Genomic DNA, 23,592 nt, shown 5'->3' on the forward strand with positions numbered 1-23,592 from the left:
GCACAAAAAGGGACGCCATGGCGTCCCTTTTCACATTCTTCTGCACGCTGGCGCAGGGGTCGCCTGCGACAGCCTTTGACGAGATTCCGGCTTATTTCACGGCGTCAAAGGTCAGCAAGGTGGCCTTGTCGGCATCCTTGAGTACCAGCTGTTTGCCGCTGATCTGGAAGCTCGCCACCTTCTCCAGGGTCTGCAGGTAGTTCATCTCCTTGCCGGCCAGATCCCCCGCACACATCATGCGCGTCGAACCCATGGCGCCCAGCGTCAACACGCCGTCACCCTGCTCTGTGATGCCGCCAAAGTAGCGGTTGCAGCCGCCCTTGCCCGCCACCTTGTCACCGGCGACCTGCAGGGTGAAGGTATCACCGCTCGCCCCTTGCAGTTGCCAGGTCGATGCCTGCAATTGTGCCAGCGTGGAACCCGTAGTCATGGCGCAGCCTCCCAGGGCCAGAGCGGCCAGCAGGATCAGTTTGTTGTTCATCAGTTCACCTCGTGATGGAGCGTGTCGTAACGACACGGAGTGAGGGGCCTGTGTACCATGACTGCGGCGTCAATCAAAACTCTTTTATTGTGATCGGGGTTCCCTTTACTCCCCGCTGGCATGTGCCATGCTTGTAGTCCTGTTCGGACCCAGGGAGGGGAAACGAATGGTCAAGTCTCTCGTCATCGCAATGGCATCCAGCCTCGTCTTTTCGGCTCAGGCCGCCGACTGGAGTTTTCTCCAGACCGAATCGGACAACCCGCTCTACGTCAAAAGCTATTCCGGCGTATTGCTCGGCAACCAGAGCCACCTTGGCGACAACTTCGACCTTTGGCTCATCAATACCGGCTATCAATACCCGCTTCAGGATGACATCAGCCTCTACATGGAGGCCGGCCCCGCCATCGGCCCCCAAAGCGGGCAGGCCGGGTTCAACATCAGCTCAGGGGTGCGCTATCGCCTCTCCCCGTCACTCAACATCGGCAGCCAGCTCAAGCAGCTGGAGGTGAGCAAGGCCAGCACCCTGGTGGAGCTCAACAGCAGCCTGCTGCTGACGCCCCAGCTCGCGCTGACCGCCAACTACGGACTCAGTGCCTTCAGCACGGAACACTTTCTCACCCTGGGCGTGGGCTTCAACTTCTGAGGTTCAGAGGAGCCTGGCGCCGCTCACCAGCACACCGTTGAGGTCGGCGTAGACATAGTCGCCGGGCGCTATGGTCACACCGGCAAAAGAGACCACGGTGTCCAGCGTGCCCAGGCCCCGTTTTTCGGTCTTGACCGGGCAGGGGGCCAGGGCCTTGACCCCCAGCGCCAGGGTCGCCAGCGTCCCCACATCCCGCACGGCACCATTGATGAGGATCCCCTCCCACCCCTGCTCCACCGCCTTGATGGCCAGCTGATCCCCGAGCAGCGCCCGACGCAGGGAGCCGCCCCCGTCGATCACCATCACCTTGCCATGGCCGGGACGATTGACCAGATCACGCACCAGGCTGTTGTCTTCAAAGCAGGAGAGGGTCACGGCCTCGCCGTAAAACAGCGCCTTGCCGCCATAGTCGTGAAACAGGGGGTCAGCGATCCTAAGGGCGTCGCCATGTTCATCGCAAAGGTCGGGCAGCAGGTCCAGCATGATCATCATCCTTCCATGGAGTGAAATGTGTCCGCTCATTCTTTCATCATGTCGGGGCGCTGACAATCCACCGGCCGGGTGCCCTGTCCGGATGGCGGGGGGTCATGTCAGCCCGAAGGCCTGAACCGCCAGCGGGGCGCAAGCGCCCCCAGATGACAGGGCGGCTCTTCCAGCAACACGGGCACCAGCCAGAGCTCTCCTTCACGTACCCAATAGAGGGCATTCTGGCCAAATCGGGCGGCCAGCCGGATCGCCTCTGGCTGCGAAAGCGGCAACAACAGCGACGCCTCCTGCCAGCGCTCATCCTCATCGCTCCCCCAGACCTCTCCCATGACGGGACACTCGCCCACTTGCCGGACAAGGGCTCGCTGGCGACGGGCATTGCGGCGCAGCCCCACCCACCGGCTGGCCGGGTTCCAGGCCGTGACAATGGCATAGGCTGGGCAGTTGGGGGGCTCAAAGGGGGCAATGAAGCACACTTTTCTGTAGTTTTCCCACAAAGTCATGTCAACCACATGTTACATCCCATTACATTTATTAAGGGCGAAAAAGCGGGTCAGCCCAAGTATGATGCTGCGAACTCGGGGATTGACTTATATCAAAGCTGAGTTAAAAAGTTGCTATCTGACGGCAAAGAGTGTTGTTATGCGCCTGTTAACTGATAAAATGCAGCAACTTTTGTAATGGACTACCTCTCCGGGCTTCTCTTGTTCAGACTTGTTGAGAGCCCATGTACGGCACAGGGATGCTTGCCGACATAGTTACCAAATTCGCGATGATTCGACCTGATATTCATACCCAGGATGACGTAATAAATTTTCAGGACCGGTCGGATAACGCCAAAGAGTGTTAAAATTTCGATAATTAACTGATAAGAATCTGGGAATACTCATGCAAACACCACATATTCTGATCGTCGAAGACGAGCTGGTCACCCGCAACACCCTCAAGAGCATCTTCGAAGCCGAAGGCTACATCGTGCTGGAAGCCAACAACGGTGACGAGATGCACCAGGCCCTGACCAGCCACACCATCAACCTGGTGATCATGGACATCAACCTGCCGGGCAAGAACGGCCTGCTGCTGGCGCGCGAGCTGCGTGAAGATGACAACATCGCCCTGATGTTCCTGACCGGTCGCGACAACGAAGTGGACAAGATCCTGGGGCTGGAGATCGGCGCAGATGACTACATCACCAAACCGTTCAATCCCCGTGAACTGACCATCCGTGCCCGCAACCTGCTGAGTCGCACCATGAACGTGGCCGCCGGTGGCGAAGAGAAGAAGCTGGTAGAACGTTATCTGTTCAATGGCTGGGCTTTGGACATCAACAGCCGCGCCCTGGTCAGCCCGGCTGGCGACATGTTCAAGCTGCCCCGCTCCGAGTTCCGCGCCATGCTGCATTTCTGCGAGAACCCCGGCCAGATCCAGACCCGTGCCGAGCTGCTCAAGAAGATGACGGGCCGCGAACTCAAACCCCACGACCGCACCGTCGACGTGACCATCCGCCGTATTCGCAAGCACTTCGAGAGCGTGGGCGACACCCCGGAGATCATCGCCACCATCCATGGCGAAGGCTATCGCTTCTGCGGCGAGCTGGAGCAGGAGTAATTCTCCCACTCCCGAGTTGAAAAGGCGCCCTGTGGCGCCTTTTCCATGTCTGCAAGGCTCGCCCCAGGCAACTTGCCCCTTCAAAAAATGCACAACAAAAAGCCCACTCGCAGGAGTGGGCTTTTTGTGTGAAGACTGGAGCGGGCAGCGGGAATCGAACCCGCATCATCAGCTTGGAAGGCTGAGGTAATAGCCATTATACGATGCCCGCTAGGCATCAAAACGTACTCGGTGTGATGGGGAATCCCCACGACAGACAGCCATCTGGCTGATATGGACAACGGCGCGTGCCGCTATCTGGAATGTGGAGCGGGTGATGGGAATCGAACCCACGTATGCAGCTTGGGAAGCTACCGTTCTACCATTGAACTACACCCGCGTCAGTGGCCTCTACTATATGCATTTTGCCGCCGAGCGCAATCACCGACCTCGCATTTTTTGCCATAAATCAAGCTGTTCGGCCAACTAATGAGCATGAAGCCGATTTTTCACACAATGATGTTCATCCGCCCGGTTCTGCAAGGTTGCCAAGCCGTGGGGGCGACGATAGTCTTGCGCCACTCGTTTGAGGAGGGTGGTAATGGACAAGAACAGACAGAAACATCTCTATGGCTGGTTGCGCAAACAATCGGGCCATGGTCGGCGCTGGATCGGCATCTCCATCGCCTTCGGGCTGGGTCAGGGCGTCCTGATGGTGATGCAGGCCTGGTTGCTGGCGACCCTGCTGCACGGTTTCATCATCGAAGGCTCCACGCCGGAGCACTCCGCCCCCCTCTTCATCAGTCTGTTGCTGGTGACCCTGACCAAGGCGGCCCTGGCCTATGGCCGCGAGGTGGCGAGTTTCAAGGCGGGAAGTGCGGTGCGCCAGGCCATCCGCGAGCTGGTGCTCACCCGCCTCGCCAGGCTCGGCCCTGCCTATATCCAGCGTCGCCCCGCCGGTAGCTGGGCCAGCCTGCTGCTCGAGCAGATCGAAGAGATGCAGGACTTCTTCTCCCGCTATCTGCCCCAGATGGCCATCGCCGTCTTTATTCCCCTGGTGATCCTGGTCTCCGTGTTCCCGGTCAACTGGGCGGCGGGCCTCATTCTGCTCGGCACCGCCCCCCTCATTCCCCTCTTCATGATCCTGGTGGGAGTGGGCGCCGCCGATGCCAACCGCCGCAACTTCCAGTCGCTGGCACGCCTCTCAGGTCACTTCCTCGATCGCCTGAAGGGGCTGCGCACCCTGCAGCTTTTCATGCGCACCCGGGCGGAAGGTGAGGCCATCCGCGATGCATCGGAAGATTTTCGCGAGCGCACCATGGAGGTGCTGCGCCTCGCCTTCCTGAGCACGGCCGTGCTGGAGTTCTTCGCCGCCATCGCGGTGGCCCTGGTGGCCGTCTACTTCGGTTTCTCCTACATCGATCACCTCAACTTTGGCAACTATGGCGTCAAGGTCACCCTCTTTACCGGCCTGTTCGTGCTCTTCCTCGCCCCCGAGTTCTACGCGCCGCTGCGGGAACTCGGTGCCCACTATCACGCCAAGGCACAGGCCATTGGCGCCGCCGAACAACTGCTGGAATTTCTCGAGGCCGACGTGAGCGAACCCGCCTCCGGGACACTCCCCTTCCATGCGGATGGCCCCGTCAAGGTAGAAGCCCGCAGCCTGGAAGTGCTGAGCGCCGAGGGCAAGGTGCTGGTCGGTCCCCTCGATTTCACGCTGGAAGCCGGCACGCGCACCGCCCTGGTCGGCATCAGCGGCGCGGGCAAGAGCTCCCTGGTCAATGCCCTGCTCGGTTTTGCCCCCTATCGCGGTTCCCTGTGCGTCAACGGAGTGGAGCTTCGTACCCTGGACATCAGCCAGTGGCGCCAGCAGCTAGGCTGGCTCTCCCAGAATCCCCAACTCTTCCACAGCTCCCTGCGGGACAACCTGCTGCTGGCCAGACCATCCGCCAGCGACGCCGAGCTGGAAGCCGCGCTCAAGCGCGCCCAGGCCTGGGAGTTCGTCAATGAGAAAGGGCTGGACTATCGGGTCGGGGATCAGGCGGGCGGTCTCTCCGTCGGCCAGGCCCAGCGCATCGCCCTTGCCCGCACCCTGCTCAAGACGACCCAGATGATGGTGCTGGATGAACCCACTGCCAGCCTGGATCGCCATTCTGAGCGGGCCGTCATGAGCGCCCTCGAACAGGCCGCACAAGGTCAGACCCTGCTGATGATCACCCACCGCCTCGATCAGCTCAGCCAGATGGACAACATCCTGGTGCTGGCGCACGGCAAGCTGGTGGAGCAGGGACGTTTTGCCGCACTCGGCGAGGCCCAGGGCCCCTTCGCCCGCCTCCTGTCGCAATCCCAAGGTTTCGGAGACTCTCTCGATGACTGATCTATTGCCGTTCCTGCGCCTTTATCGCCAGCACTGGCTCAGCCTCTCCATCGGCCTGCTGCTGGCCCTGGTCACCCTGGTGGCCGGCATGGGCCTGCTCTCCCTCTCCGGCTGGTTCCTCTCCGCCGCCGCCGTCGCCGGGCTGGCGGTCGCCACCCGAGACACCTTCAACTACATGACCCCTGCGGGGGGCGTGCGTTTCTTCTCCATCGTGCGTACCGCCAGTCGCTGGGGCGAGCGGGTCGTGAGCCACGACGCCACCTTCCGGGTGCTGACCCGGCTGCGGGTCTGGTTCTGGCAAAAGCTCTCCCCTCTCTCCCCCGGCTCCCTTGCCGGTTTTCGCCAGGCTGACCTGCTCAACCGTCTGGTGGCCGACATCGACGCCATGGATCACGTCTATCTGCGCCTCATCACCCCCATTGGGGCGGCGCTGCTGAGCTGCGCCGGGCTGGTCTTCTTCCTCTCCTTCTTCGATGGTCGCCTGGCGCTGACGCTGGGAGCCATTCTGCTCTTTGGCATGCTGGCCTTGCCCCTGGTCTTCTATTTTGCCGGGCGCGCGCCGGGCCGCCAGCTCATCGCCGAGAAGTCCAACCTGCGTACCCGCATGGTGGACTATCTGGACGGCCAGGCCGAACTGCAGATGTTCGCCGCCGCTCCCGAGGCGCTCACCGGATTGCAGCAGGCGGAGCAGGCCCTGATCAGGGCCCAGGCCCGCATGGCCCGCGTCAGCGGTCTGGCCGCCTTCTCGGTGCAGTTGCTGAGCGGCTGGACTCTGACCCTGATGCTCTGGCTGGCCGGTCACGGCGTCGGTGGCAGTGCCCCTGACCCCATCACGGCACTCATGGTGTTCGCTACCCTGGCGAGCTTCGAGGCGCTGCTGCCACTGGCCGGTGCCTTCCAGCACCTCTCCACCAGCCTCACCTCCGCCCGCCGTCTCAACGAGATCCTGCAAGAGGCCAAAGCGCCGGAGTGGGGAGCACAGCAAGCCCCCGCTGCCCGGGGTGCCGTGCAGATAAGCGACCTGCATTTCACCTATCCAGGCCAGGATGCCCCCGTGCTGCAAGGGTGCACCCTGCAACTGCATGCCGGGGAGAAGCTGGCGCTGCTGGGGCAGACCGGCTGTGGCAAGTCCACCCTGATGGGGTTGCTGACCCGGGAATGGACGGCCCTATCGGGGGGGATCCTGCTCGATGGCAAGCCCCTCACCGGTTACAGCGAAGAGGCGCTGCGCGCCTCCTGCTCCGTGGTGAGCCAGCGGGTCCACCTGTTTGCCGATACCCTGCGTGGCAACCTCACCCTGGCCGCCCCCGGAGCCAGCGACGAACGGCTCATCGAGGTGCTCACCCAGGTGGGGCTCGGGACTCTGCTGCGCGATGAGGGTGAGCAGGCAGAACAGGGGCTGGATGCCTGGCTCGGGGATGGCGGGCGTCCGCTCTCCGGCGGGGAGCGCCGACGCATTGGCATCGCCCGCGCCCTGCTCCACGATGCACCGCTCTGGCTACTGGACGAGCCCACCGAAGGGCTCGATACCCAGACCGAACGGGAGATCATGGATCTGCTGCTGACCCTGGGGGCGGATCGCACCCTGCTGCTCATCTCCCACCGCCTGCTGGGGCTGGAACGGATGGACAGGGTAGCCCTGATGGAAGAGGGTCGCATCCGTCTGTGTGCCCCCCACCAGGAGCTGCTGGAAGATGATCACTACCGCAGCCTGCACCGGCGACTGGCCCCCGCCTGATCCGGGAGTCGTCTCGCTACAATCCATTGATATGGCTAAAAATGGGGCTGGTCGCCATCGGCGACTGCCCCCTATAATGGCCCACTCGCCACCCAACAAGATGCCGATATGAAACGCCTGATCCTGATGATGCCCCTGATTGCCTCCGGTTGCGCCGACTTCGCCTTCAACAGCAATCTGGACAAGGAAAACTTCGACGAGTACTTCAAGCCGGGGAGCGTGCGGATCTACGAGCAGAGCGAGCTCGCCGACCTCAACTACCTCTACCTCGGCACCGTCGAGGGGGAATCCTGCCAGAGCGATGCCAACCAGGCGGTGCCCAATGCCGGTGAAGCCCGCACCCTGGCCCGCCGCCGCGTGGCGGACATGGGGGGCAACGGCGTCAGCTTCGACAAGTGCGCCGAGTTCAGCGACGTGCCCGGCTGCCTGAAACAGGTGATCTGCTACGGTCAGGCGCTGAAAGTGGCCGAAGAGAAGTAAGTCCTGCCATGGCGATCGCCATCGTGCGACTCGGCAGCCCCCGCCTCGAGGATGAGGGGCTTCGCATCGGCACCGTGCGTCGCCCCCCTCGCGGCGTGCCCAAAGCGGCGTTCGCCAGCCAGGATTGGTACGACGTCTGGTTCCCCAATCTGGCCCCCAGCGCCGAGACCATGAAACTCGGTCAGACTGCCGACACCCCAGCCCGGTGGACCGCCTTCTGCAAGCAGTACAAGGCCGAGATGGCCGCCCCGGCCGCGAAGCACGATCTGGCCCTGCTGGCCGCCCTCTCCCACACCACCCATTTCTCGGTGGGATGCTACTGCGAACAGGAGTCCCGCTGTCATCGCAGTGTGCTGAGGACCCTGCTGGCCGACGCGGGTGCATTGCTGCGCTGAGCGCCCGTCATGGATGAACACCCCACATGAGAAGAGGGCACCTCGGGGTGCCCTCTTCTTTATGATGTCGGCTAGTACGCATTCGATGACAAGGAAACCTCCACTCGTCGTCGCAAGGCCTGTTCCTCGTCATGGGTCATGCCCGGCAGCGGCCCCCGGGGGTTGCTGGCAAGCCATACCACCAGATCGTCAACCGTCTCCTCCAGGGGGCGAAAGTTCAGCCCATGGACGATGGCGACCTCGGCGCTGATGGTGCCATACCCTGCATACTCGGGCAGCTCGTTTGGCAGCAGCGTGGGATAGCTTTGCCAGGGCGCCACCCCTGCCGCCATCAGGTCACGCCAGGGAGCCCACTCGAGCTGCAAGGGGGTCGCTGGCGTCAGCCGGGCAGCAAGACGCTCCACCCAGTCGTTCAGTGCGATGCCGGGCTTGATCAGGTTGAAGCACCCAGCGAGTCGCTGCTCGGCAGCCCGCAGCACGAACTCGGCGCAGTCGCGCACATCCAGGTATTGCAGCCTGTCCTCCCCCAGCCCCGGCAAGAGCCAGGGCCCGCCCCGCTGCACCCGCCTCACCCACCAGGCAAGACGAGCGGTCGGGTCAAAGGGGCCGCAGAGCACGCCGGGGCGCAGGGTGCACAGGCGATCTCCCCAGCGGGCGCGATACACCGACTCGCACAGCACCTTGAGGGGGCCGTAGTCGGTGGGCGCTCCTGCCATCTCGTGCAAGGGGGCCGACTCATCCATGCCGGGTTGAGAAAAATCGCGATAGACACTGATGGTGGAGATGAAGATGAGCCGATCACAGCGCCCCAGCAGAGCGTCAGAGAGTCCTTCGGCCTGTTCGGGGCGATAGCAGCAGGTGTCGATGACCAGATCCCAGTGCCGCCCCTCGCCCCGCAAGGGGGCCAGGTCCCCGTCTCTGTCCCCGTGAAGCTGGGTCAGCTCCCGCCAATCCGGGTGCTGGCGGTGGCCGCGGTTGAACAGCGTCACCTCGTGCCCCCAATCCAGGGCCAGCGTGGTCAGGTGGCGACCCAGAAAGCCGGTGCCGCCGATAATCAACAATTTCATCCCTGTCTCTCCTCTATGGCGCCCTCTCCTTGCAGCCCCTCCACGGGCAGCCGAAACGGCCATGGCCTGGCATGGTGAGCACACGTCCCAGGCACGCCCTGATGCCGCCAGGCATATCGTCATGGTGCGGGCAGCAGGCTCCTTGCCCGCTCCCCCGCCACCCCTTTTGCCGCCCCACCCTACGCAAGTTGGCACCAGGACACAGCCCCCGGGCACCGGGTCTGGGATCGGGATCACAGGGGCTGCGTCCTGGTACTCCCCCTGCGTTTTCGGCGTGCCTGTGCTACATTGCCCGGGTTTTCAGCCAGGATCCGCCATGAAGTTCGATATCGATACCCTAGGGATCATCCGCTCTCCCTACAAGGAGAAGTTCGCCATACCCCGCCAGCCCGGTCTGGTCAGCGCGGCTCGCGCCCGCCTCGAACTGCTTCCTCCCTATGATCAGCCCGATGTGCTGCGCGGCATCGAGCAATTCTCCCATCTCTGGATCAGCTTCGTGTTTCACCAGACCATGGATCAGGGCTGGCACCCGACGGTGCGCCCGCCGCGCCTCGGCGGCAACGAGCGGGTCGGGGTCTTTGCCACCCGCTCCACCTTCCGCCCCAACCCCCTCGGCCTCTCCGTGGTCGAACTGCACGGGGTGGGACGTGAGCGCGGCAAGCTCTGGCTCGAGCTGGGCGCCGTGGACTTGCTCGACGGCACCCCTGTCGTCGACATCAAGCCCTATGTCCCCTATGCCGACAGCCTGCCCCACGCCCGTGGCGGTTTCGCCCCCGATGCCCCCACCCCGCCGCTGGCGGTGAGCTTGAGCGCCCAGGCCGAGCAGCAGCTCGCCCCCTGGCTCAAGGCCCACCCGGAGCTGCGTGAACTGGTGAGGGAGGTGCTGGCTCAGGATCCCCGCCCTGCTTACAAGAAGGGCAAGCCGGATGACAAGGTGTACGGTGTCAGATTGTTCGATGTGAACGTGCGATTTCAGATAAAAGAACCGCAATGTCAGGTACTGGCCATCGAACCCGCTTGAAAAAAGCCTCTCGGGCAGCATGAAAAAAAAGCCACCCTCCCGGGTGGCTTTTTTATGGGCAAAACAGGGTGCTCAGCGCCGCTGCAGCAGCAGGCTGCCGATGGAGTAACCGGCGCCAAAGGAACAGAGCACCCCGCGAGCCCCGCTCGGCAGATCCTGGTTGAAGAGGTGGAAGGCGATGATGGAACCCGCCGAGCTGGTGTTGCCGTAACGGTCGAGGATGACAGGCGCCTCCTGCTGGCTGGCGTCATGGCCCAGCAACTTGCGACCGATGAACTGGTTCATGGTGAGGTTGGCCTGATGAAGCCAGAGCCGGCTCAAGCCATCGGCCGCCCATCCCTGCTCCGCCAGCTGGGAGGCTATCTGATCGCACACCAGGGGCAGCACCTCCTTGAACACCTTGCGCCCCTGCTGGCGGAACAGCTTGTCGTCGCCGTAGCGGGTGCGCGGGCTGAGCCGGTTCAGGAAGCCGAAGTTGTTGCGGATGTTGTTGGAGTACTGGGTCACCAGCTTGCTGGCCACCAGTTGCCAGGGGTTGGCCACCTGGCAATCGGCTTCCCGCTCCAGCAGCACGGCGGTACAGGCATCCCCGAAGATGAAGTGACTGTCCCGATCACGGAAGTTGAGGTGACCCGAGCAGATCTCCGGATTGACCACCAGCGCCAGCCGGGCGGTGCCTGCCGCCAGCATATCTGCGGCGGTCTTGATCCCGAAGGTGGCGGAAGAGCAGGCCACGTTCATGTCGAACGCCAGGCCGCTGGCGCCGAGATAGTGCTGCAATTCGATGGCCAGCGCCGGGTAGGGGCGCGGCATGTTGGAGGCGGCGACGATGACAAGATCGATCTCCCCCGGTTCACGACCGGCGGCGATCAGCGCCTGCTCGGCGGCCGCCACCGCCATTTCCACCATGATGGAGGGCTGATCGTCCGGACGCTCCGCCATGAGCGGCTGCATGATGTCGGGATCAAGCACCCCCTCGCTGCTCACCAGATAGCGGCTCTTGATGCCAGAGGCCTTCTCGATGAACTCGCAGCTCGAGTGCTGTTTGGCAGGCAGCTGCCCTGCATCGATGGCGGAGGCGTTCTCCTCGTTGTAGAGATCCACGTACTGGTTGAAGGCCGCCACCAGCGCTTCATTGCTGACGGCAAAGGGAGGGGTATAGAGGCCTGAGCCACTGATTACGATAGAGGTCATCTTTGCTCCTGGCCGGGTGCAATCCCGGCTTGTCTGTTTTTTAGGGTTCAGAGGGTCACAGCTGGTCGATGGCCGCAGCCAGACCCGCCAGGGTCAGCGGGTGCATCCGCCCGCCGATCAATTCGTTCATCAACTTGATGGAGGGGTGCCACAGCCACTCCTGCCTTGGCAGCGGATTGACCCACACCATCTTGGGGAAATGTTGTTGCAGGCGCCCGAGCCACACCTGGCCGGGCTCCTCGTTCCAGTACTCTACGCTGCCACCTGGCCAGGTGATTTCATAGGGGCCCATCTTCGCATCCCCCACCACCATCACCCTGTAGTCGCTGCCGTAGGTGCGCAGCAGCCGCAGGGTATCGAGCCGATCATCAAGGCGCCTGGCATTGTCCTGCCAGACGAAGTCGTAGAGGCAGTTGTGAAAATAGAAGAACACCAGGTGCTTGAACTCGTGGCGCAGGGCCGAGAAGAGGCGCTGCACCTCGGCCACGTGGGCATCCATGGAGCCCCCCACGTCGAAGAAGACCAGCAGTTTGACCCCGTTGTGGCGCTCGGGCCGCAGCTTCACATCGAGCCAGCCTTGCCTGGCCGAGCTTTGGATGGTGTCGTCGAGATCCAGCTCGTCGGGATTGCCCCGGCGCACCCAGCGTCTGAGCTTGCGCAGGGCGAGCTGGATGGCGCGCTGCCCCAGGGGCGAGTCGTCACTGAAGTTGCGAAAGTGGCGCGCCTCCCACACCTTGACCGCCTTGCCATGCTGGCCCTCTCCCCCCATGCGGATCCCTTCCGGGTGAAAACCGCCGTGGCCGAACGGGCTGCTGCCGCCGGTGCCGACCCACTTGTTGCCGCCCGCGTGGCGCGCTTTCTGCTCGCTTAGCCGCTGGTTGAGGGTCGCAAGCAGCTGGTCGAGCCCGCCGAGGGATTGGAGCAACGCCTTCTCCTCGGCGCTCAATAGCCGCTCGAACTCCTTGCGCAGCCAGTCGTCAGGCAGGCTCTCCGGCAACAGGGGGATGGCGGCCAACCCCTCGTAATACTCGGCGAAGGCGCGATCGAAGCGATCGTAGTGCGCCTCATCCTTCACCAGCAGGCAGCGGGATAGCTGGTAGAACTCGTCCATGTCGAGGCTGGCCAGTCTGGCTGCCAGCGCCGCGTGCAGGTCGAGCAACTCCCGCAGGCTGCAAGGAAGCTTGTGGCGGCGCAGGTGAAGGAAGAAGTCGATGAGCATTCAGCCGCCGCGGCGCGCCAGGAAGGCGAGCTTCTCGAAGAGGTGCAAGTCCTGCTCCGTCTTGAGCAGGGCACCATAGAGAGCGGGCACCAGCTTGCCGGGCTCACGGGTGCGCAGGGCCTCGGGGGCGATATCGTCCGCCAACAACAGCCGGATCCAGTCCAGCAGCTCGGAGGTGGACGGTTTTTTGCGCAGCCCCTCTACCGCACGCAACTCAAAGAAGAGCGTCATCGCCTCGTCGAGCAGCCGCTCCTTGAGGTTTGGGTAGTGGAGCTTGACGATGGCCTGCATCTCGGCCTTGTCGGGGAAGCGGATGTAGTGGAAGAAACAGCGGCGCAGGAAGGCGTCCGGCAGCTCTTTTTCGTTGTTGGAGGTGATGATGACCACGGGTCGCTGGCGCACCTTCACGCGCTCGCCGGTCTCGTAGACATCGAACTCCATCCGATCCAGCTCCAGCAGCAGATCGTTGGGAAACTCGATGTCCGCCTTGTCGATTTCATCGATAAGCAGCACTGGCCGCTGCTCTGCGCTGAAGGCCTGCCACAGCTTGCCCCGGCGGATGTAGTGGCCTATCTCCCCTACCCTGGGGTCACCGAGCTGGGAGTCTCGCAGCCGGGCGACGGCATCGTATTCGTAGAGCCCCTGCTGGGCCTTGGTGGTGGACTTGATGTGCCAGCTGATGAGCTCGGCGCCCAGGGATTCGGCCACCGCCTCCGCCAACACTGTCTTGCCCGTACCGGGCTCACCCTTGATGAGCAGCGGCCTCTCCAGCACGATGGCGGCATCGACGGCCATCTTCAGTGCCTGTGATGCGAGATAGCGGTCGCTTCCTGCAAATCCCATGAGATCCCTTCCATTGGATGCCCAGGCAGCGGGAGCCCCCTCGGCAAGAGAGAATAAGTTCTATATGTTGTAATAACATATTGTTATAACGATTCGTCACTTCTCATTCAGAAACCACAGGGTAATCTTGTTTCATCGCCTTAACAAACACAGGGATAGCACCATGAGCAAAATTTTTGAGGACAACAGCCAGACCATAGGCAACACCCCGCTTGTTCGTCTCAACCGTGTTACCAAGGGCCGCGTGCTGGCCAAGATCGAGAGCCGCAACCCGAGCTTCAGCGTCAAGTGCCGGATCGGTGCCAACCTCATCTGGGATGCCGAGAAACGCGGCGTGCTGACCAAGGGCAAGGAGATCATTGAGCCCACCAGCGGCAACACGGGCATTGCCTTGGCATTCGTGGCTGCGGCCCGCGGCTATCCCATCACCCTGACCATGCCGGCTACCATGAGCCTGGAGCGCCGCAAACTGCTCAAGGCCCTGGGTGCCAACCTGGTGCTGACCGAAGGCCCCCTCGGCATGAAGGGCGCCATTGCCAAGGCCAACGAGATCCTCGAATCCGAGCCGGGCAAGTACGTGCTGCTGCAACAGTTTGAAAACCCGGCCAACCCGGAAATCCACGAGCAGACCACTGGCCCCGAGATCTGGGACGCCACCGATGGCGAAGTGGATGTGTTCGTGGCGGGCGTCGGCACCGGCGGCACCATCACCGGGGTCTCCCGCTACATCAAGAAGACCAAGGGCAAGGCCATCGTCTCCGTGGCGGTCGAGCCCAGCGAATCCCCCGTCATCAGCCAGAAACTGGCGGGTGAAGAGATAAAGCCCGGTCCCCACAAGATCCAGGGCATCGGCGCCGGCTTCATCCCGGGCAACCTGGATTTGAGCCTGCTGGACCGCGTCGAGCAGGTGAGCAGTGACGAAGCCATCGAGATGGCCCGCCGCCTGATGGAAGAGGAAGGGATCCTGGCCGGTATCAGCTCCGGCGCTGCCGTGGTCGCTGCCAACCGTCTGGCCGAGCTGCCGGAGTTCGAAGGGAAAACGATTGTCGTCATCCTGCCAAGCGCCGCCGAGCGTTACCTCTCCAGCGCCCTCTTCGCCGGTGTGTTCAGCGAGCAGGAATTGCAGCAGTAGTTGATCAGCCAACACCAAAACGACGGCGCTCCTCGGAGCGCCGTTTTCATTATGCGCTAAACTCTCTAGCCACCAGTGCCACTCGGCCCCTTATTTTTTGGGGTAAAATAACAAACTTGGATATGACAAAAAAAGCAGACATTCTGTGATAAATCTCATATCCTGTGCGGCGTCACGAGGTGTTTGCTGGCAAGGTATCACAAGGTAACAAAGTGTTATTTTTCGTTATAAAATAATTTCAAGCCAGTCCTGACGCGGCTTGCAGCCTGATAGCGAAAAAATACCTGGCCACGACGCCGAATACTGCACAGAAAATTGACCTGGATTAAACCATTGCAGGTCTGATTTCGTTACTTTACAACATATCCATACTGACACGGTGAGACAGGAAGCCTCATTGGCGACCATCTCTCCAAACAATATCAATAATATGGGGTGAAACCATGTACGAGAAGTCTGTTGTTATTACTGCTGAAAACGGCCTGCACACCCGTCCTGCAGCTCAGTTCGTGAAAGAAGCCAAAGAATTCCAAAGCGAGATCACTGTGGTCTCCGGTGGCAAATCCGCCAGCGCCAAGAGCCTGTTCAAGCTCCAGACCCTGGGTCTGACCAAAGGCACCAACGTGACCATCCAGGCTGACGGCCCGGACGCTCAGAAAGCCGTTGAGAAGCTGGTTGCCCTGATGGACGAGCTGGAGTAATCCAGCTTTATTCCTCCCCCACAGTCGTTTTAATAGGAAGGATTATGATATCTGGCATTCTTGCGTCCCCCGGTATCGCATTCGGCAAGGCGCTTCTTCTGAAAGAAGATGAAATCGTTATCAATCAGGGCAAGATTCCCGCCGAACAGATTGATGCCGAGATCAACCGCTTCCTCGAAGCCCGCACCAAGTCAGCCGCACAGCTGGAAGCCATCAAAGAGATGGCCGGTCGCACCTTCGGTGAAGAAAAAGAGGCCATCTTCGAAGGCCACATCATGCTGCTCGAAGATGAAGAGCTGGAAGGGGATATCAGATCCTTCATCAAAGAACACAAGGCCTCTGCCGACAGAGCCGTTCACGAGGTGATCGAACAGTACGCCAAGATGATGGCCGATCTGGATGACCCCTATCTGCGTGAGCGCGCCACCGACTTCCGTGACATCGGCACCCGTCTGGTCAAGAACGTACTGGGCATCGCCGTTGTCAACCTGAGCACCATCGACGAAGAGGTCATCCTGGTCGCCAAAGACCTGACCCCGTCTGAAACCGCTCAGATCAACCTGAAATACGTGCTGGGCTTCGTCACCGACATCGGTGGCCGTACCTCCCACACCTCCATCATGGCCCGCTCCCTGGAGCTGCCGGCCGTCGTGGGCACCAACGACATCACCGAGCGCGTCAAGAACGGTGACATGCTGGTGCTGGATGCGATCAACAACCAGGTCATCATCAACCCGACCGCCGATCAGTTGAACGAAGCCAAGAAGTTCCAGGCCCAGTTCCAGGCCGAGAAGGACGAGCTGGCCAAGCTCAAAGACCTGCCTGCCATCACCCTGGATGGCCACCAGGTCGAAGTGTGCGCCAACATCGGGACCGTCAAGGACACCGAAGGTGCCATCCGCAACGGCGCCGAAGGCGTGGGTCTGTACCGTACCGAGTTCCTGTTCATGGACCGTGACGCGCTGCCGACCGAAGACGAGCAGTTCAAGGCTTACAAAGAAGTGGCCGAAGCCATGCCGGATCAACCGATCATCGTCCGTACCATGGACATCGGCGGCGACAAAGAACTGCCCTACATGAATTTCCCGAAAGAGATGAATCCCTTCCTGGGCTGGCGTGCCGTGCGTATCTTCTTCGATCGCACCGACATCATGCACGCCCAGCTGCGGGCCATCCTGCGTGCGTCTGCCTTCGGCAAACTGCGCATCATGTTCCCGATGATCATCTCCGTCGAAGAGTTCCGCAGCCTGAAGGCTACCGTGGAGACGCTGAAAGCCGAACTGCGTGCCGAAGGCAAAGCCTTTGATGAATCCATTGAAGTGGGTATCATGATCGAGACCCCGGCCGCGGCCGTGATGGCTCATCATCTGGCCAAGGAAGTGGATTTCTTCAGTATCGGTACCAACGACCTGACCCAGTACACCCTGGCTGTCGACCGTGGTAACGAGATGATTTCCGCCATGTACAACCCGCTGTCACCCTCCGTCCTGACCCTGATCAAGATGGTGATCGACGCTTCCCATGACAATGGCAAGTGGACCGGTATGTGCGGTGAACTGGCTGGTGACGAACGCGCCACCCTGCTGCTGCTGGGTATGGGTCTGGATGAGTTCTCCATGAGCGCCATCTCTGTACCGCGTATCAAGAAGCTTATCCGCAACACCAACTTCGAAGATGTGAAGGCCATGGCCGACCAGGCGCTGAGCTTTGCCACCGCCGCCGAAATCGAAGCGTGCGTAGATAACTTTATTAAGCAGAAGGCAGTCTGCTAAGATCGGCTGCAAACAGCGACAATCATCTCTAGGAGCTTTTACTATGGGTCTGTTCGACAAACTGAAGAAACTGGTTTCCGACGACAGTTCTGACACTGGCGGCATCGAAATCTTTGCTCCGCTGTCCGGCGAAATCGTCCCCATCGAAGATGTGCCTGACGTCGTCTTCGCCGAGAAGATCGTCGGCGACGGCATCGCCATCAAGCCGGCCGGCAACAAGATGGTTGCTCCGTGCGACGGCACCATCGGCAAAATCTTCGAGACCAACCACGCGTTCTCTCTGGAGTCCGACTCTGGTATCGAGCTGTTCGTTCACTTCGGTATCGACACCGTCGAGCTGAAGGGTGAAGGTTTCACCCGTATCGCTCAGGAAGGTCAACAGGTCAAGCGCGGTGACACCATCATCGAGTTCGATCTGGCCGTTCTGGAAGCCAAAGCCAAGTCTACCCTGACACCTGTGGTCATCTCCAACATGGACGAGATCAAAGAGCTGGTGAAGATGACTGGCGCCGTGACCGTGGGCGAAACCCCGGTGATCCGCATCAAGAAATAATGCGCCCTGGCCTGACGCCAGCGACCGCCAAAAACCGAAGCCTGGTGCTTCGGTTTTTTTTTGCCCCTTCCATCTCCTGATACTCCATGGGCTCCCGCACAGGTCAGCATGATGGCAAAAAGGCAGAAATGTTATCGAGATCAACACGGGCATAAGCAAGCCGAGTACCCTCAAGAGGGATACCTGCGGGTCCTTTGGCTCGATACGAGACGGGATGAAAAGAGATAAGCCGCTTAAGTGGCGAGGAGACAACGATGCTGAGAAATACCGAACAACGTTATGGCAGCCTGAGCATAGGGCTGCACTGGTTGACCCTGCTGCTGATGATCGCCGTCTATGCGCTGATGGAGTTCAGGGACATCTTCCCCAAAGGGTCGGCCGGCCGCGACCTGATGAAGGAGTTTCACTTCATGGTGGGTCTGCTGATCCTGGCGCTGGTGGTCGTGCGCCTGCTGGTGCGCGTGGGTAGCCCTTCACCGCGTATCGTGCCCGAGCTCTCCCCCCTGATGCTCACGCTGGCCAAGCTCGCCCACCTGGCGCTCTATGGCTTCCTGATCCTCACCCCGCTGCTGGGCTGGCTGCTGTTGAGCGCAGGGGGCAAGCCCATTCCCTTCTTCGGCCTGGCGCTCCCCGCCCTCATCGCCCCCGACGACGGCCTGAAGGGTACCATCAAGGAGCTGCACGAGACGCTGGCCAACATTGGCTATGCGCTGATTGCCCTGCACGCGGCGGCAGCCATCTACCACCACCATGTGCTCAAGGACAATACCCTGACCAATATGCTGCCCGAGCGCAAATAACCAGCAACGGGTTGCACACCAACAAAAAGGCCCCTGTGACAGGGGCCTTTTTGTTCATGGAGGGTCATGGGCGACACGTCGTCAGCCGGGCAACACCACCCGGCTTTCGCCGCCGCCGAGGGCCTCCACCCGCACCTGCACACCGATCCGCTCCACCAGGGTCTGCACGTGGGAGATGACCCCGATCTGGCGACCGGCCGCCTGCAGGGAGTCGAGGCTGGCAAGCGCCAGATCCAGGCTGTCGGGATCGAGCGTGCCGAAGCCTTCGTCGATGAACAAGGATTCGACCTGGGTCTGGCGCGACGACAGGCTGGATAGGGCCAGCGCCAGCGCCAGCGACACCAGGAAGCTTTCACCGCCGGAGAGGGAATCCACCGAGCGCACCTCATCCCCCATGTCGAGATCCACCACCTGCAGCGCCAGATCGGTGCCGGGCACTCGCTCCAGCCGATAGCGGGGGGAGAGCTCGGCGAGCTGGGCGTTGGCCTCCAGCAGCAGCCGCTCCAGGGTGAGGCTCTGGGCGAAGGTGCGCAGCTTGGCGCCGCTGGCCGAGCCGATAAGGTCGGAGAGGCGCTGCCAGTGATCCGCCACCGCCTGCTGGGCGGCCAGTTCCTCCTGCAAGGTGCCCGCTTTGAGGGCCGCCGCCTCGGCCTGGGCCAGCGTGCTCTTGCACTGGAACAGCTGCTCGTCGAGAGCGCGGCAGTGCGCCTCCAGCGCCGTCAGCCGGCTGTCGAGCTCCGGCGGCGCCAACGCGGCCAGCTCGGGGTGATGCTCGCGGTAACGATCCCGCTTGCTCTCCTCCAGTGCCAGCGCCCGCTGCCGCTCGGTCAAACGGGTACGCGCCTCGGCGCGGGCATCCTCCAGCGCCTGCAAGGCGGCGCGGCGCCCCTTGAGCTCATCCGGGCTCATGGCCAGCAGGCGGCGCAGATCGTATTCGGCGATGCCGAGGCTGCTGGCGTGGGCAGCCCAGCGCCCCAGCACCTCCCGTCGCCGCCGGCTGCTCACCTGCTTCTCCTGCTCCAGATGGCTGAGACGGGTCTTGAGCTCGGTCTGGCGCTCGCGCAGGGTGCGGGCCGCCCCCTGCATCGTCTCCAGCTCGCTGGCCAGTTGCTGCAGCCGCTGCTGCCAGCGGCTCTCGACCAGGGCAATCTCCTCGCCCCCCAGACAGGTGGCACGACTGGTAACCAGCCCCTGCCGTTGCTGTTCATGTTCCTTGTAGTCGCGCTCGAGCTTGTGCAGCAGCTCACGCTGGGTCTGCAAGCGCGCCTCCTGAGCACTCAGGGCCGGGGTGAGGCTGGCAATCTCGCCGGTCAGCCGCTCCCACTCGCTCTGGCCGTGCAGCCAGGCCTCGCAGGCCCGCTGCCACTCGCGCCACTGCTGGCTGCCCAGCCACTGACGCCAGGGCTGGCCTCCCATCTGCTCGTCGAGCCGGCTGCCCCCCTGTTCAAGGCGCTGGCGCAGGGTCGTTTCCTGCTCGCCCATGGCATTCACCTCCCCTTCCAGAGCGATGCGCTGGCGATCGGCCTCCTGCCACTGCTGCTCGAACTGCTGGTGCTGGCTGGCCAGCTGGCTCAGCTGCTGGCGCACGGCCTGCAACTGCTGCTGCCCCTGCTGGGCCTCGCGCAGTTGCTGCTGGCTGCGGGCCAGCCCCTGCTCCAGACTCTGGCCGCGGCCGAGCAGGGTACTCATCAACTCGTTCCACTCGATCGGGCTCTGACGCAGCGGCAGCGGATGGCCCAGCAGCTCGGCACCGCCCAGCTGCTGCCAACGCTGGGTCAGCTGCTCGGCGCGCGTCTCCAGCTCAGGTAGATGCTGCTGACGCACCGCCAGCTGGCGGGCCAGCTCCTGGCGTTCGCTCTCGCACTGAATGTATTGGTGATTGAGCCGCTCCCACTCGAGCTCCAGGCTGCGGACGCGCTCCGCCAGCTGGCCGAGAATACCGGCCACATGCGGCTGGCTCTGGTGATAGGGGTGCTCCTCGGCGCCGCAGAGCGGGCAAGGTTCACCGTCGCGCAGGATGTGGCGATGCTGCTCGAAACTGGCGATGGCACGGGACTGCTCCAGCGCGTGGCGTGCCTCGTCCCGTTGCAGGGCGAGCCGCTCGCGGGCCGGCGTCAGCTCGTCGCCGAGGATGGCCAGCTTGCCGAGCGCCTGCTCCAGCTGGGCGATCTCCTGCTGCAGGCGACCATGCTGCTCACCGTGATTGCGGCCATAGTCCGCCAGCTCCAGCAGCTGACGCAGCTGGCCGAGCTGCTCGGTCTGCCCTTGCCACTGCTCCTGCGCCTTGGCCAGGCGCCCCTCCCACTGCTGCTCCTGCAGCTCGTGCTGCTGTTGCTGCAGCCGCGCCTGCTCGCGCTGCCAGTAGTCGCGCTCCTGCTGCCCCTGCTCCAGCTGGCGCTGCAACTGCCTGAGGGCGCGCAGCTTGTGTTCGCGCAGGGTAAGAAGCTGCTGCAGCCTGTCGGCATCCTCGGCCCAATCCTGCATGGCGGTGAGCAGGGGCTGCCATTGGCGGGCGACCGGCGCCAGCTCCTTGTGCTCCTCAAGCCAGGCGCCCCACTGCTGGTGCTGGGCCTTGAGCTGCTCCACCTGCTGGCGCTGCTGGCGCCAGCCCTGCTCCAGGGTGAGCTGCACCTCCCGCTCCTGCGCCCCCTCCTGCTGGATCTTCTGCAGTTGCTGCTGCTTTTCCCGAATGCGGGTGTCGAGCTCCTGCGCCCGTTTGAGTTCAGGCTGCAGGGCTCCCCACTCGCGCTCGGCGGCGATCTTCTCCGCCAGCAGTTGCTGTTCGGTGAGGGCGCTCTGCTGAGTCTGCTCCTCCAGCTTGCCAAGTTCGGGACCAAGCTCGGCCAGCGCCTTCTCCTGCTGCTGCACCTCCAGGGTGAGGCGGGCCAGCTCGTCGTGATCGGCGCGGGCCACCTGGGCCTGCTCGGCCCGGGCGAACTCCTCCCGCTCGGGAGCGGCCGCACCGTGGGCCGCCTCGGCCGCGGCAAGGGCCGCCTCTCCCTCCTGACAGGCCTGCAACTGGGCGGCGATACGGCCGTTGAGATCGCGCAAGTCCTGCATCAGCTGCTGTTGTTGCTGCTCGTGCTTGAGGCTGGTGGCAAGGCTTATCTGCTGGCTCACCCACTGCTCGCGGGTCGCCTCGTCCATCAGTGCCACGTCGCCGAGCCGCTGGCTGATGGCGGCCAGTTTCTGCTGCTCCTCCCGCGCCCGCTCATGGGTCTGGACCGAAATGGCGGAGTAGAGCTCGGTGCCGGTCATCCGTTCGAGCAGGGCCGAACGCTCGTCGGCGCTCGATTTGAGGAAGGCGGCAAACTCCCCCTGGGGCAGGATGACGGCGCGGCGAAACTGCTCCCAGGAGAGTCCTACCAGCTCGTCGATGCGATCCTGCAGCTCCCGCTTGCTGCCACTGAACACCTGGCCCGACGCCACGTCGGTCAGGCTGCGCTCCTGGGCCTGAAAGCGCCCCTCGGCACGGTTGCGGGCCCGGCGCACCGCCCAGCGGGCCAGCCAGATGCGGCCGTCGCAGCCGCGAAACTGCACCTCGGCAAAACCGCTGGCGTGACCGCGGCTGAGGATGCCGCGCACGTCGTTGGCCTTGAGCTTCTCCTCGTCATCCATGCGGCCCACTTCGGCGACATTCTTGCGATTGGCGATAAAGCGCGGCATCTCGTCGTAGAGTGCCAGACAGATGGCATCGAGCAGGGTACTCTTGCCCGCGCCGGTATTGCCGGTGATGGCAAACAGGCCGGCGGCCCCCAGGGCGCCACCGGCAAAATCGATGGTGAATTGACCGGTCAGGCTGGCCAGATTCTCCCCTGACAGCGACAAGATTTTCATTGGCTGGACTCCTTCACCTGCTCCAGGATCTCTTCAAACGACGCCACCAGCTCGGCCTCCGGCTCCCCGTCGAACTGACGCTGATAGCAGAGGCGAAACACCTCGGTGGGGGAGAGTTCATCGAGCCGGCGCTGGCCGGCACCGTCCGCCAGCCCCTGGCCCGAGCCCTGATAACTGGTCGTGATGCGGGCAAGACGCACCGGCTTGTCGCCGATGGCGGCCAGTACGCGCTCGCGGATGCGGGCCTCGGGTTTGGGCAGCAGCAGCCGCACCTCGAGGAAGGGCTGCGCCTGCTGCGGGCAAGCGGGCAGCGCCAGCGCCTCGATGGCCTGGAGCGCCTCGTCAAGGCCGCTCTGGGGCAGGCGGATCATCTCCACCGCGCGGGGCACCGGGATCCGCTCAAGGCGGGCCAGTTTGCCCCTCTCAAACGTCACCTCCAGCACCTGATGGTTGTAATTCGCCTCGGCCAGCGAGAGCGGCAGCGGCGAGCCGCTGTAGTGCACCCCCTCGGCCGGGCTCTGGGCCAGGTGCAGATGACCCAGCGCCGTGTAGTCGGCAGCGGCAAACAGTTCGGCAGGCAGGGCATGCTGGTTGCCGCCGAGCACTCGCCGCTCGGAGAGCTCAGAGAGCTGGCCCGCCGCCAGATAGGCGTGGCCCATGGCGATGAGGGCCTGATCCGGATTGCAGCGCGCCCGCCCCTCGCTCAGCACCGCTTCATAGACCTGGCGCACCCCTTCGATGAGTCTGTCCTGCCCCTCGCTGAGCCCGTCGGGGCGCAGATCGCTGCTGCGCAGAAACGGCACGGCGGCGCACCAGGCGGCCACCTCGCCGTTCTTGCCTCGCAGCGGCACCAGCAGGCGCTCGGTCTCGAGGCGCCCCTCGTCGTCCCGACTGATGCTGCCCACCAGATGCAGGTCGAAGGCGCGCAGCAGCTCGTGGGGGGCATCCAGCTTGGAGGGGGAGTCGTGGTTGCCGCCGATGAGCACCATCTCCAGTGCCGGGTGCTCGGCCCGCAGACGTGCCAGGAAGCGGTAGAGCTGCTGCCAGGCACTGGCGGGAGGGTTGGCGGTGTCGAACAGATCGCCCGCCACCAGCAGGGCGTCAATGTCGCGGGTCTTGATGGTGTCGGCCAGCCAGTCGAGGAAGGCGTCGTGTTCGAAGCGGCGGTCGTGGCCGTGAAGCTGATGACCGAGGTGCCAGTCGGCGGTGTGCAGGATCTTCATGGAAAACGGCTCGATAAGGAGAAGAGAGCGGGGGCGAGGGCGC

Annotated in this window: 21 protein-coding genes and 2 tRNA genes; 12 read left to right on the forward strand and 11 right to left on the reverse strand. The window is 63.0% G+C overall.

Features of this window, described 5'->3' with window-relative positions:
- Positions 1-91 precede the first annotated feature (91 nt).
- Positions 92-481, reverse strand: coding sequence for an META domain-containing protein (locus OKC41_RS08260; protein ID WP_039039356.1), 390 nt, complete (start codon positions 479-481; stop codon positions 92-94).
- Between the two features lie 166 nt (positions 482-647).
- Between OKC41_RS08260 and OKC41_RS08265 the strand changes: the two genes are divergently transcribed.
- Complete coding sequence (locus OKC41_RS08265; protein WP_134997490.1) at positions 648-1,124, forward strand: hypothetical protein; 477 nt, start codon at positions 648-650, stop codon at positions 1,122-1,124.
- Positions 1,125-1,127: 3 nt separating this feature from the next.
- Here the strand turns inward: OKC41_RS08265 and OKC41_RS08270 are convergent, their stop codons facing one another.
- Positions 1,128-1,607 carry a putative 4-hydroxy-4-methyl-2-oxoglutarate aldolase gene (locus OKC41_RS08270; protein ID WP_113977884.1) on the reverse strand — a complete coding sequence of 160 codons (480 nt, stop codon included), beginning with the start codon at positions 1,605-1,607 and terminating at the stop codon, positions 1,128-1,130.
- A gap of 107 nt (positions 1,608-1,714) precedes the next feature.
- Positions 1,715-2,113: a DUF3293 domain-containing protein gene (locus OKC41_RS08275; RefSeq protein WP_201893465.1), complete on the reverse strand. Its 399-nt coding sequence runs from the start codon at positions 2,111-2,113 to the stop codon at positions 1,715-1,717.
- Positions 2,114-2,498: 385 nt separating this feature from the next.
- Between OKC41_RS08275 and arcA the strand changes: the two genes are divergently transcribed.
- Positions 2,499-3,218, forward strand: coding sequence for a two-component system response regulator ArcA (arcA, locus tag OKC41_RS08280; RefSeq protein WP_010673581.1), 720 nt, complete (start codon positions 2,499-2,501; stop codon positions 3,216-3,218).
- A 136-nt stretch (positions 3,219-3,354) separates the two neighbouring features.
- Here the strand turns inward: arcA and OKC41_RS08285 are convergent.
- Positions 3,355-3,429, reverse strand: a tRNA-Gly gene (locus OKC41_RS08285).
- Between the two features lie 94 nt (positions 3,430-3,523).
- Positions 3,524-3,597: transfer RNA gene (locus OKC41_RS08290), tRNA-Gly, on the reverse strand.
- A gap of 201 nt (positions 3,598-3,798) precedes the next feature.
- On the opposite strand from OKC41_RS08290, the gene cydD reads away from it, so the two are divergent.
- The 4 genes from cydD (at position 3,799) to OKC41_RS08310 (ending at position 8,187) form a co-directional block, all read left to right on the forward strand.
- Positions 3,799-5,574 (forward strand): cysteine/glutathione ABC transporter permease/ATP-binding protein CydD, encoded by a 1,776-nt coding sequence (cydD, locus tag OKC41_RS08295; protein WP_139700937.1) that lies wholly within the window; start codon positions 3,799-3,801, stop codon positions 5,572-5,574.
- Positions 5,567-7,312 carry a cysteine/glutathione ABC transporter ATP-binding protein/permease CydC gene (gene cydC, locus OKC41_RS08300; protein ID WP_160837424.1) on the forward strand — a complete coding sequence of 582 codons (1,746 nt, stop codon included), beginning with the start codon at positions 5,567-5,569 and terminating at the stop codon, positions 7,310-7,312. Before cydD ends, cydC begins: the two co-directional genes overlap by 8 nt.
- Positions 7,313-7,420: 108 nt before the next feature.
- Complete coding sequence (gene rcsF, locus OKC41_RS08305) at positions 7,421-7,792, forward strand: Rcs stress response system protein RcsF (RefSeq protein WP_010673578.1); 372 nt, start codon at positions 7,421-7,423, stop codon at positions 7,790-7,792.
- Between the two features lie 8 nt (positions 7,793-7,800).
- Positions 7,801-8,187 carry a DUF488 domain-containing protein gene (locus OKC41_RS08310; protein ID WP_039039351.1) on the forward strand — a complete coding sequence of 129 codons (387 nt, stop codon included), beginning with the start codon at positions 7,801-7,803 and terminating at the stop codon, positions 8,185-8,187.
- A gap of 71 nt (positions 8,188-8,258) precedes the next feature.
- On the opposite strand, the gene OKC41_RS08315 is transcribed toward OKC41_RS08310, so the two are convergent.
- Entirely contained in the window at positions 8,259-9,254 is a 996-nt protein-coding gene (locus tag OKC41_RS08315) for an NAD-dependent epimerase/dehydratase family protein (protein WP_270671875.1), read from the reverse strand.
- Between the two features lie 316 nt (positions 9,255-9,570).
- On the opposite strand from OKC41_RS08315, the gene tsaA reads away from it, so the two are divergent.
- Positions 9,571-10,275, forward strand: a complete 705-nt coding sequence (gene tsaA / locus OKC41_RS08320) for a tRNA (N6-threonylcarbamoyladenosine(37)-N6)-methyltransferase TrmO (protein ID WP_270671876.1) — start codon at positions 9,571-9,573, stop codon at positions 10,273-10,275.
- Between the two features lie 72 nt (positions 10,276-10,347).
- Here the strand turns inward: tsaA and OKC41_RS08325 are convergent, their stop codons facing one another.
- Genes OKC41_RS08325 through OKC41_RS08335 form a run of 3 tightly spaced genes read right to left on the reverse strand, consistent with a single transcriptional unit; the run spans position 10,348 to position 13,531 of the window.
- Complete coding sequence (locus OKC41_RS08325) at positions 10,348-11,469, reverse strand: beta-ketoacyl-ACP synthase III (RefSeq protein WP_039039348.1); 1,122 nt, start codon at positions 11,467-11,469, stop codon at positions 10,348-10,350.
- Positions 11,470-11,524: 55 nt separating this feature from the next.
- A complete protein-coding gene (locus tag OKC41_RS08330; protein ID WP_201893459.1) occupies positions 11,525-12,688 on the reverse strand; it encodes a VWA domain-containing protein in 1,164 nt (387 codons plus the stop codon).
- Entirely contained in the window at positions 12,689-13,531 is an 843-nt protein-coding gene (locus OKC41_RS08335; RefSeq protein ID WP_270671877.1) for a MoxR family ATPase, read from the reverse strand.
- A gap of 163 nt (positions 13,532-13,694) precedes the next feature.
- Between OKC41_RS08335 and cysK the strand changes: the two genes are divergently transcribed.
- The 5 genes from cysK to OKC41_RS08360 all read left to right on the forward strand — a co-directional run bounded on the left by cysK (position 13,695) and on the right by OKC41_RS08360 (position 18,489).
- Positions 13,695-14,663: a cysteine synthase A gene (gene cysK, locus OKC41_RS08340; RefSeq protein WP_041213300.1), complete on the forward strand. Its 969-nt coding sequence runs from the start codon at positions 13,695-13,697 to the stop codon at positions 14,661-14,663.
- A 443-nt stretch (positions 14,664-15,106) separates the two neighbouring features.
- On the forward strand, positions 15,107-15,364 hold the full coding sequence (locus tag OKC41_RS08345) for an HPr family phosphocarrier protein (RefSeq protein ID WP_005303128.1): 258 nt from the start codon (positions 15,107-15,109) through the stop codon (positions 15,362-15,364).
- Positions 15,365-15,408: 44 nt separating this feature from the next.
- Positions 15,409-17,136 (forward strand): phosphoenolpyruvate-protein phosphotransferase PtsI, encoded by a 1,728-nt coding sequence (gene ptsI, locus OKC41_RS08350; protein WP_041213301.1) that lies wholly within the window; start codon positions 15,409-15,411, stop codon positions 17,134-17,136.
- Positions 17,137-17,179: 43 nt separating this feature from the next.
- Positions 17,180-17,689, forward strand: a complete 510-nt coding sequence (crr, locus tag OKC41_RS08355) for a PTS glucose transporter subunit IIA (protein WP_010673569.1) — start codon at positions 17,180-17,182, stop codon at positions 17,687-17,689.
- Between the two features lie 254 nt (positions 17,690-17,943).
- Entirely contained in the window at positions 17,944-18,489 is a 546-nt protein-coding gene (locus OKC41_RS08360; protein ID WP_042015896.1) for a cytochrome b, read from the forward strand.
- An 81-nt stretch (positions 18,490-18,570) separates the two neighbouring features.
- Here OKC41_RS08360 and OKC41_RS08365 read toward each other — a convergent pair whose 3' ends face one another.
- Positions 18,571-22,326 (reverse strand): AAA family ATPase, encoded by a 3,756-nt coding sequence (locus tag OKC41_RS08365; protein ID WP_270671878.1) that lies wholly within the window; start codon positions 22,324-22,326, stop codon positions 18,571-18,573.
- Positions 22,323-23,549: an exonuclease SbcCD subunit D C-terminal domain-containing protein gene (locus OKC41_RS08370; protein WP_270671879.1), complete on the reverse strand. Its 1,227-nt coding sequence runs from the start codon at positions 23,547-23,549 to the stop codon at positions 22,323-22,325. The genes OKC41_RS08365 and OKC41_RS08370 overlap by 4 nt, the downstream gene beginning before the upstream one ends.
- Positions 23,550-23,592 lie beyond the last annotated feature (43 nt).

It is taken from the genome of Aeromonas sp. QDB17 (genome assembly GCF_027705305.1).
GTDB classification, from domain to species: Bacteria; Pseudomonadota; Gammaproteobacteria; order Enterobacterales; family Aeromonadaceae; genus Aeromonas; species Aeromonas caviae.

What these genes read in the sequence shown, in the direction of transcription:
- OKC41_RS08260 (WP_039039356.1), bottom strand. Translation starts at nt 481, where the DNA reads ATGAACAACAAACTGATCCTGCTGGCCGCTCTGGCCCTGGGAGGCTGC.
- OKC41_RS08265 (WP_134997490.1), top strand. Translation starts at nt 648, where the DNA reads ATGGTCAAGTCTCTCGTCATCGCAATGGCATCCAGCCTCGTCTTTTCG.
- OKC41_RS08270 (WP_113977884.1), bottom strand. Translation starts at nt 1,607, where the DNA reads ATGCTGGACCTGCTGCCCGACCTTTGCGATGAACATGGCGACGCCCTT.
- OKC41_RS08275 (WP_201893465.1), bottom strand. Translation starts at nt 2,113, where the DNA reads ATGACTTTGTGGGAAAACTACAGAAAAGTGTGCTTCATTGCCCCCTTT.
- arcA (WP_010673581.1), top strand. Translation starts at nt 2,499, where the DNA reads ATGCAAACACCACATATTCTGATCGTCGAAGACGAGCTGGTCACCCGC.
- cydD (WP_139700937.1), top strand. Translation starts at nt 3,799, where the DNA reads ATGGACAAGAACAGACAGAAACATCTCTATGGCTGGTTGCGCAAACAA.
- cydC (WP_160837424.1), top strand. Translation starts at nt 5,567, where the DNA reads ATGACTGATCTATTGCCGTTCCTGCGCCTTTATCGCCAGCACTGGCTC.
- rcsF (WP_010673578.1), top strand. Translation starts at nt 7,421, where the DNA reads ATGAAACGCCTGATCCTGATGATGCCCCTGATTGCCTCCGGTTGCGCC.
- OKC41_RS08310 (WP_039039351.1), top strand. Translation starts at nt 7,801, where the DNA reads ATGGCGATCGCCATCGTGCGACTCGGCAGCCCCCGCCTCGAGGATGAG.
- OKC41_RS08315 (WP_270671875.1), bottom strand. Translation starts at nt 9,254, where the DNA reads ATGAAATTGTTGATTATCGGCGGCACCGGCTTTCTGGGTCGCCACCTG.
- tsaA (WP_270671876.1), top strand. Translation starts at nt 9,571, where the DNA reads ATGAAGTTCGATATCGATACCCTAGGGATCATCCGCTCTCCCTACAAG.
- OKC41_RS08325 (WP_039039348.1), bottom strand. Translation starts at nt 11,469, where the DNA reads ATGACCTCTATCGTAATCAGTGGCTCAGGCCTCTATACCCCTCCCTTT.
- OKC41_RS08330 (WP_201893459.1), bottom strand. Translation starts at nt 12,688, where the DNA reads ATGCTCATCGACTTCTTCCTTCACCTGCGCCGCCACAAGCTTCCTTGC.
- OKC41_RS08335 (WP_270671877.1), bottom strand. Translation starts at nt 13,531, where the DNA reads ATGGGATTTGCAGGAAGCGACCGCTATCTCGCATCACAGGCACTGAAG.
- cysK (WP_041213300.1), top strand. Translation starts at nt 13,695, where the DNA reads ATGAGCAAAATTTTTGAGGACAACAGCCAGACCATAGGCAACACCCCG.
- OKC41_RS08345 (WP_005303128.1), top strand. Translation starts at nt 15,107, where the DNA reads ATGTACGAGAAGTCTGTTGTTATTACTGCTGAAAACGGCCTGCACACC.
- ptsI (WP_041213301.1), top strand. Translation starts at nt 15,409, where the DNA reads ATGATATCTGGCATTCTTGCGTCCCCCGGTATCGCATTCGGCAAGGCG.
- crr (WP_010673569.1), top strand. Translation starts at nt 17,180, where the DNA reads ATGGGTCTGTTCGACAAACTGAAGAAACTGGTTTCCGACGACAGTTCT.
- OKC41_RS08360 (WP_042015896.1), top strand. Translation starts at nt 17,944, where the DNA reads ATGCTGAGAAATACCGAACAACGTTATGGCAGCCTGAGCATAGGGCTG.
- OKC41_RS08365 (WP_270671878.1), bottom strand. Translation starts at nt 22,326, where the DNA reads ATGAAAATCTTGTCGCTGTCAGGGGAGAATCTGGCCAGCCTGACCGGT.
- OKC41_RS08370 (WP_270671879.1), bottom strand. Translation starts at nt 23,549, where the DNA reads ATGAAGATCCTGCACACCGCCGACTGGCACCTCGGTCATCAGCTTCAC.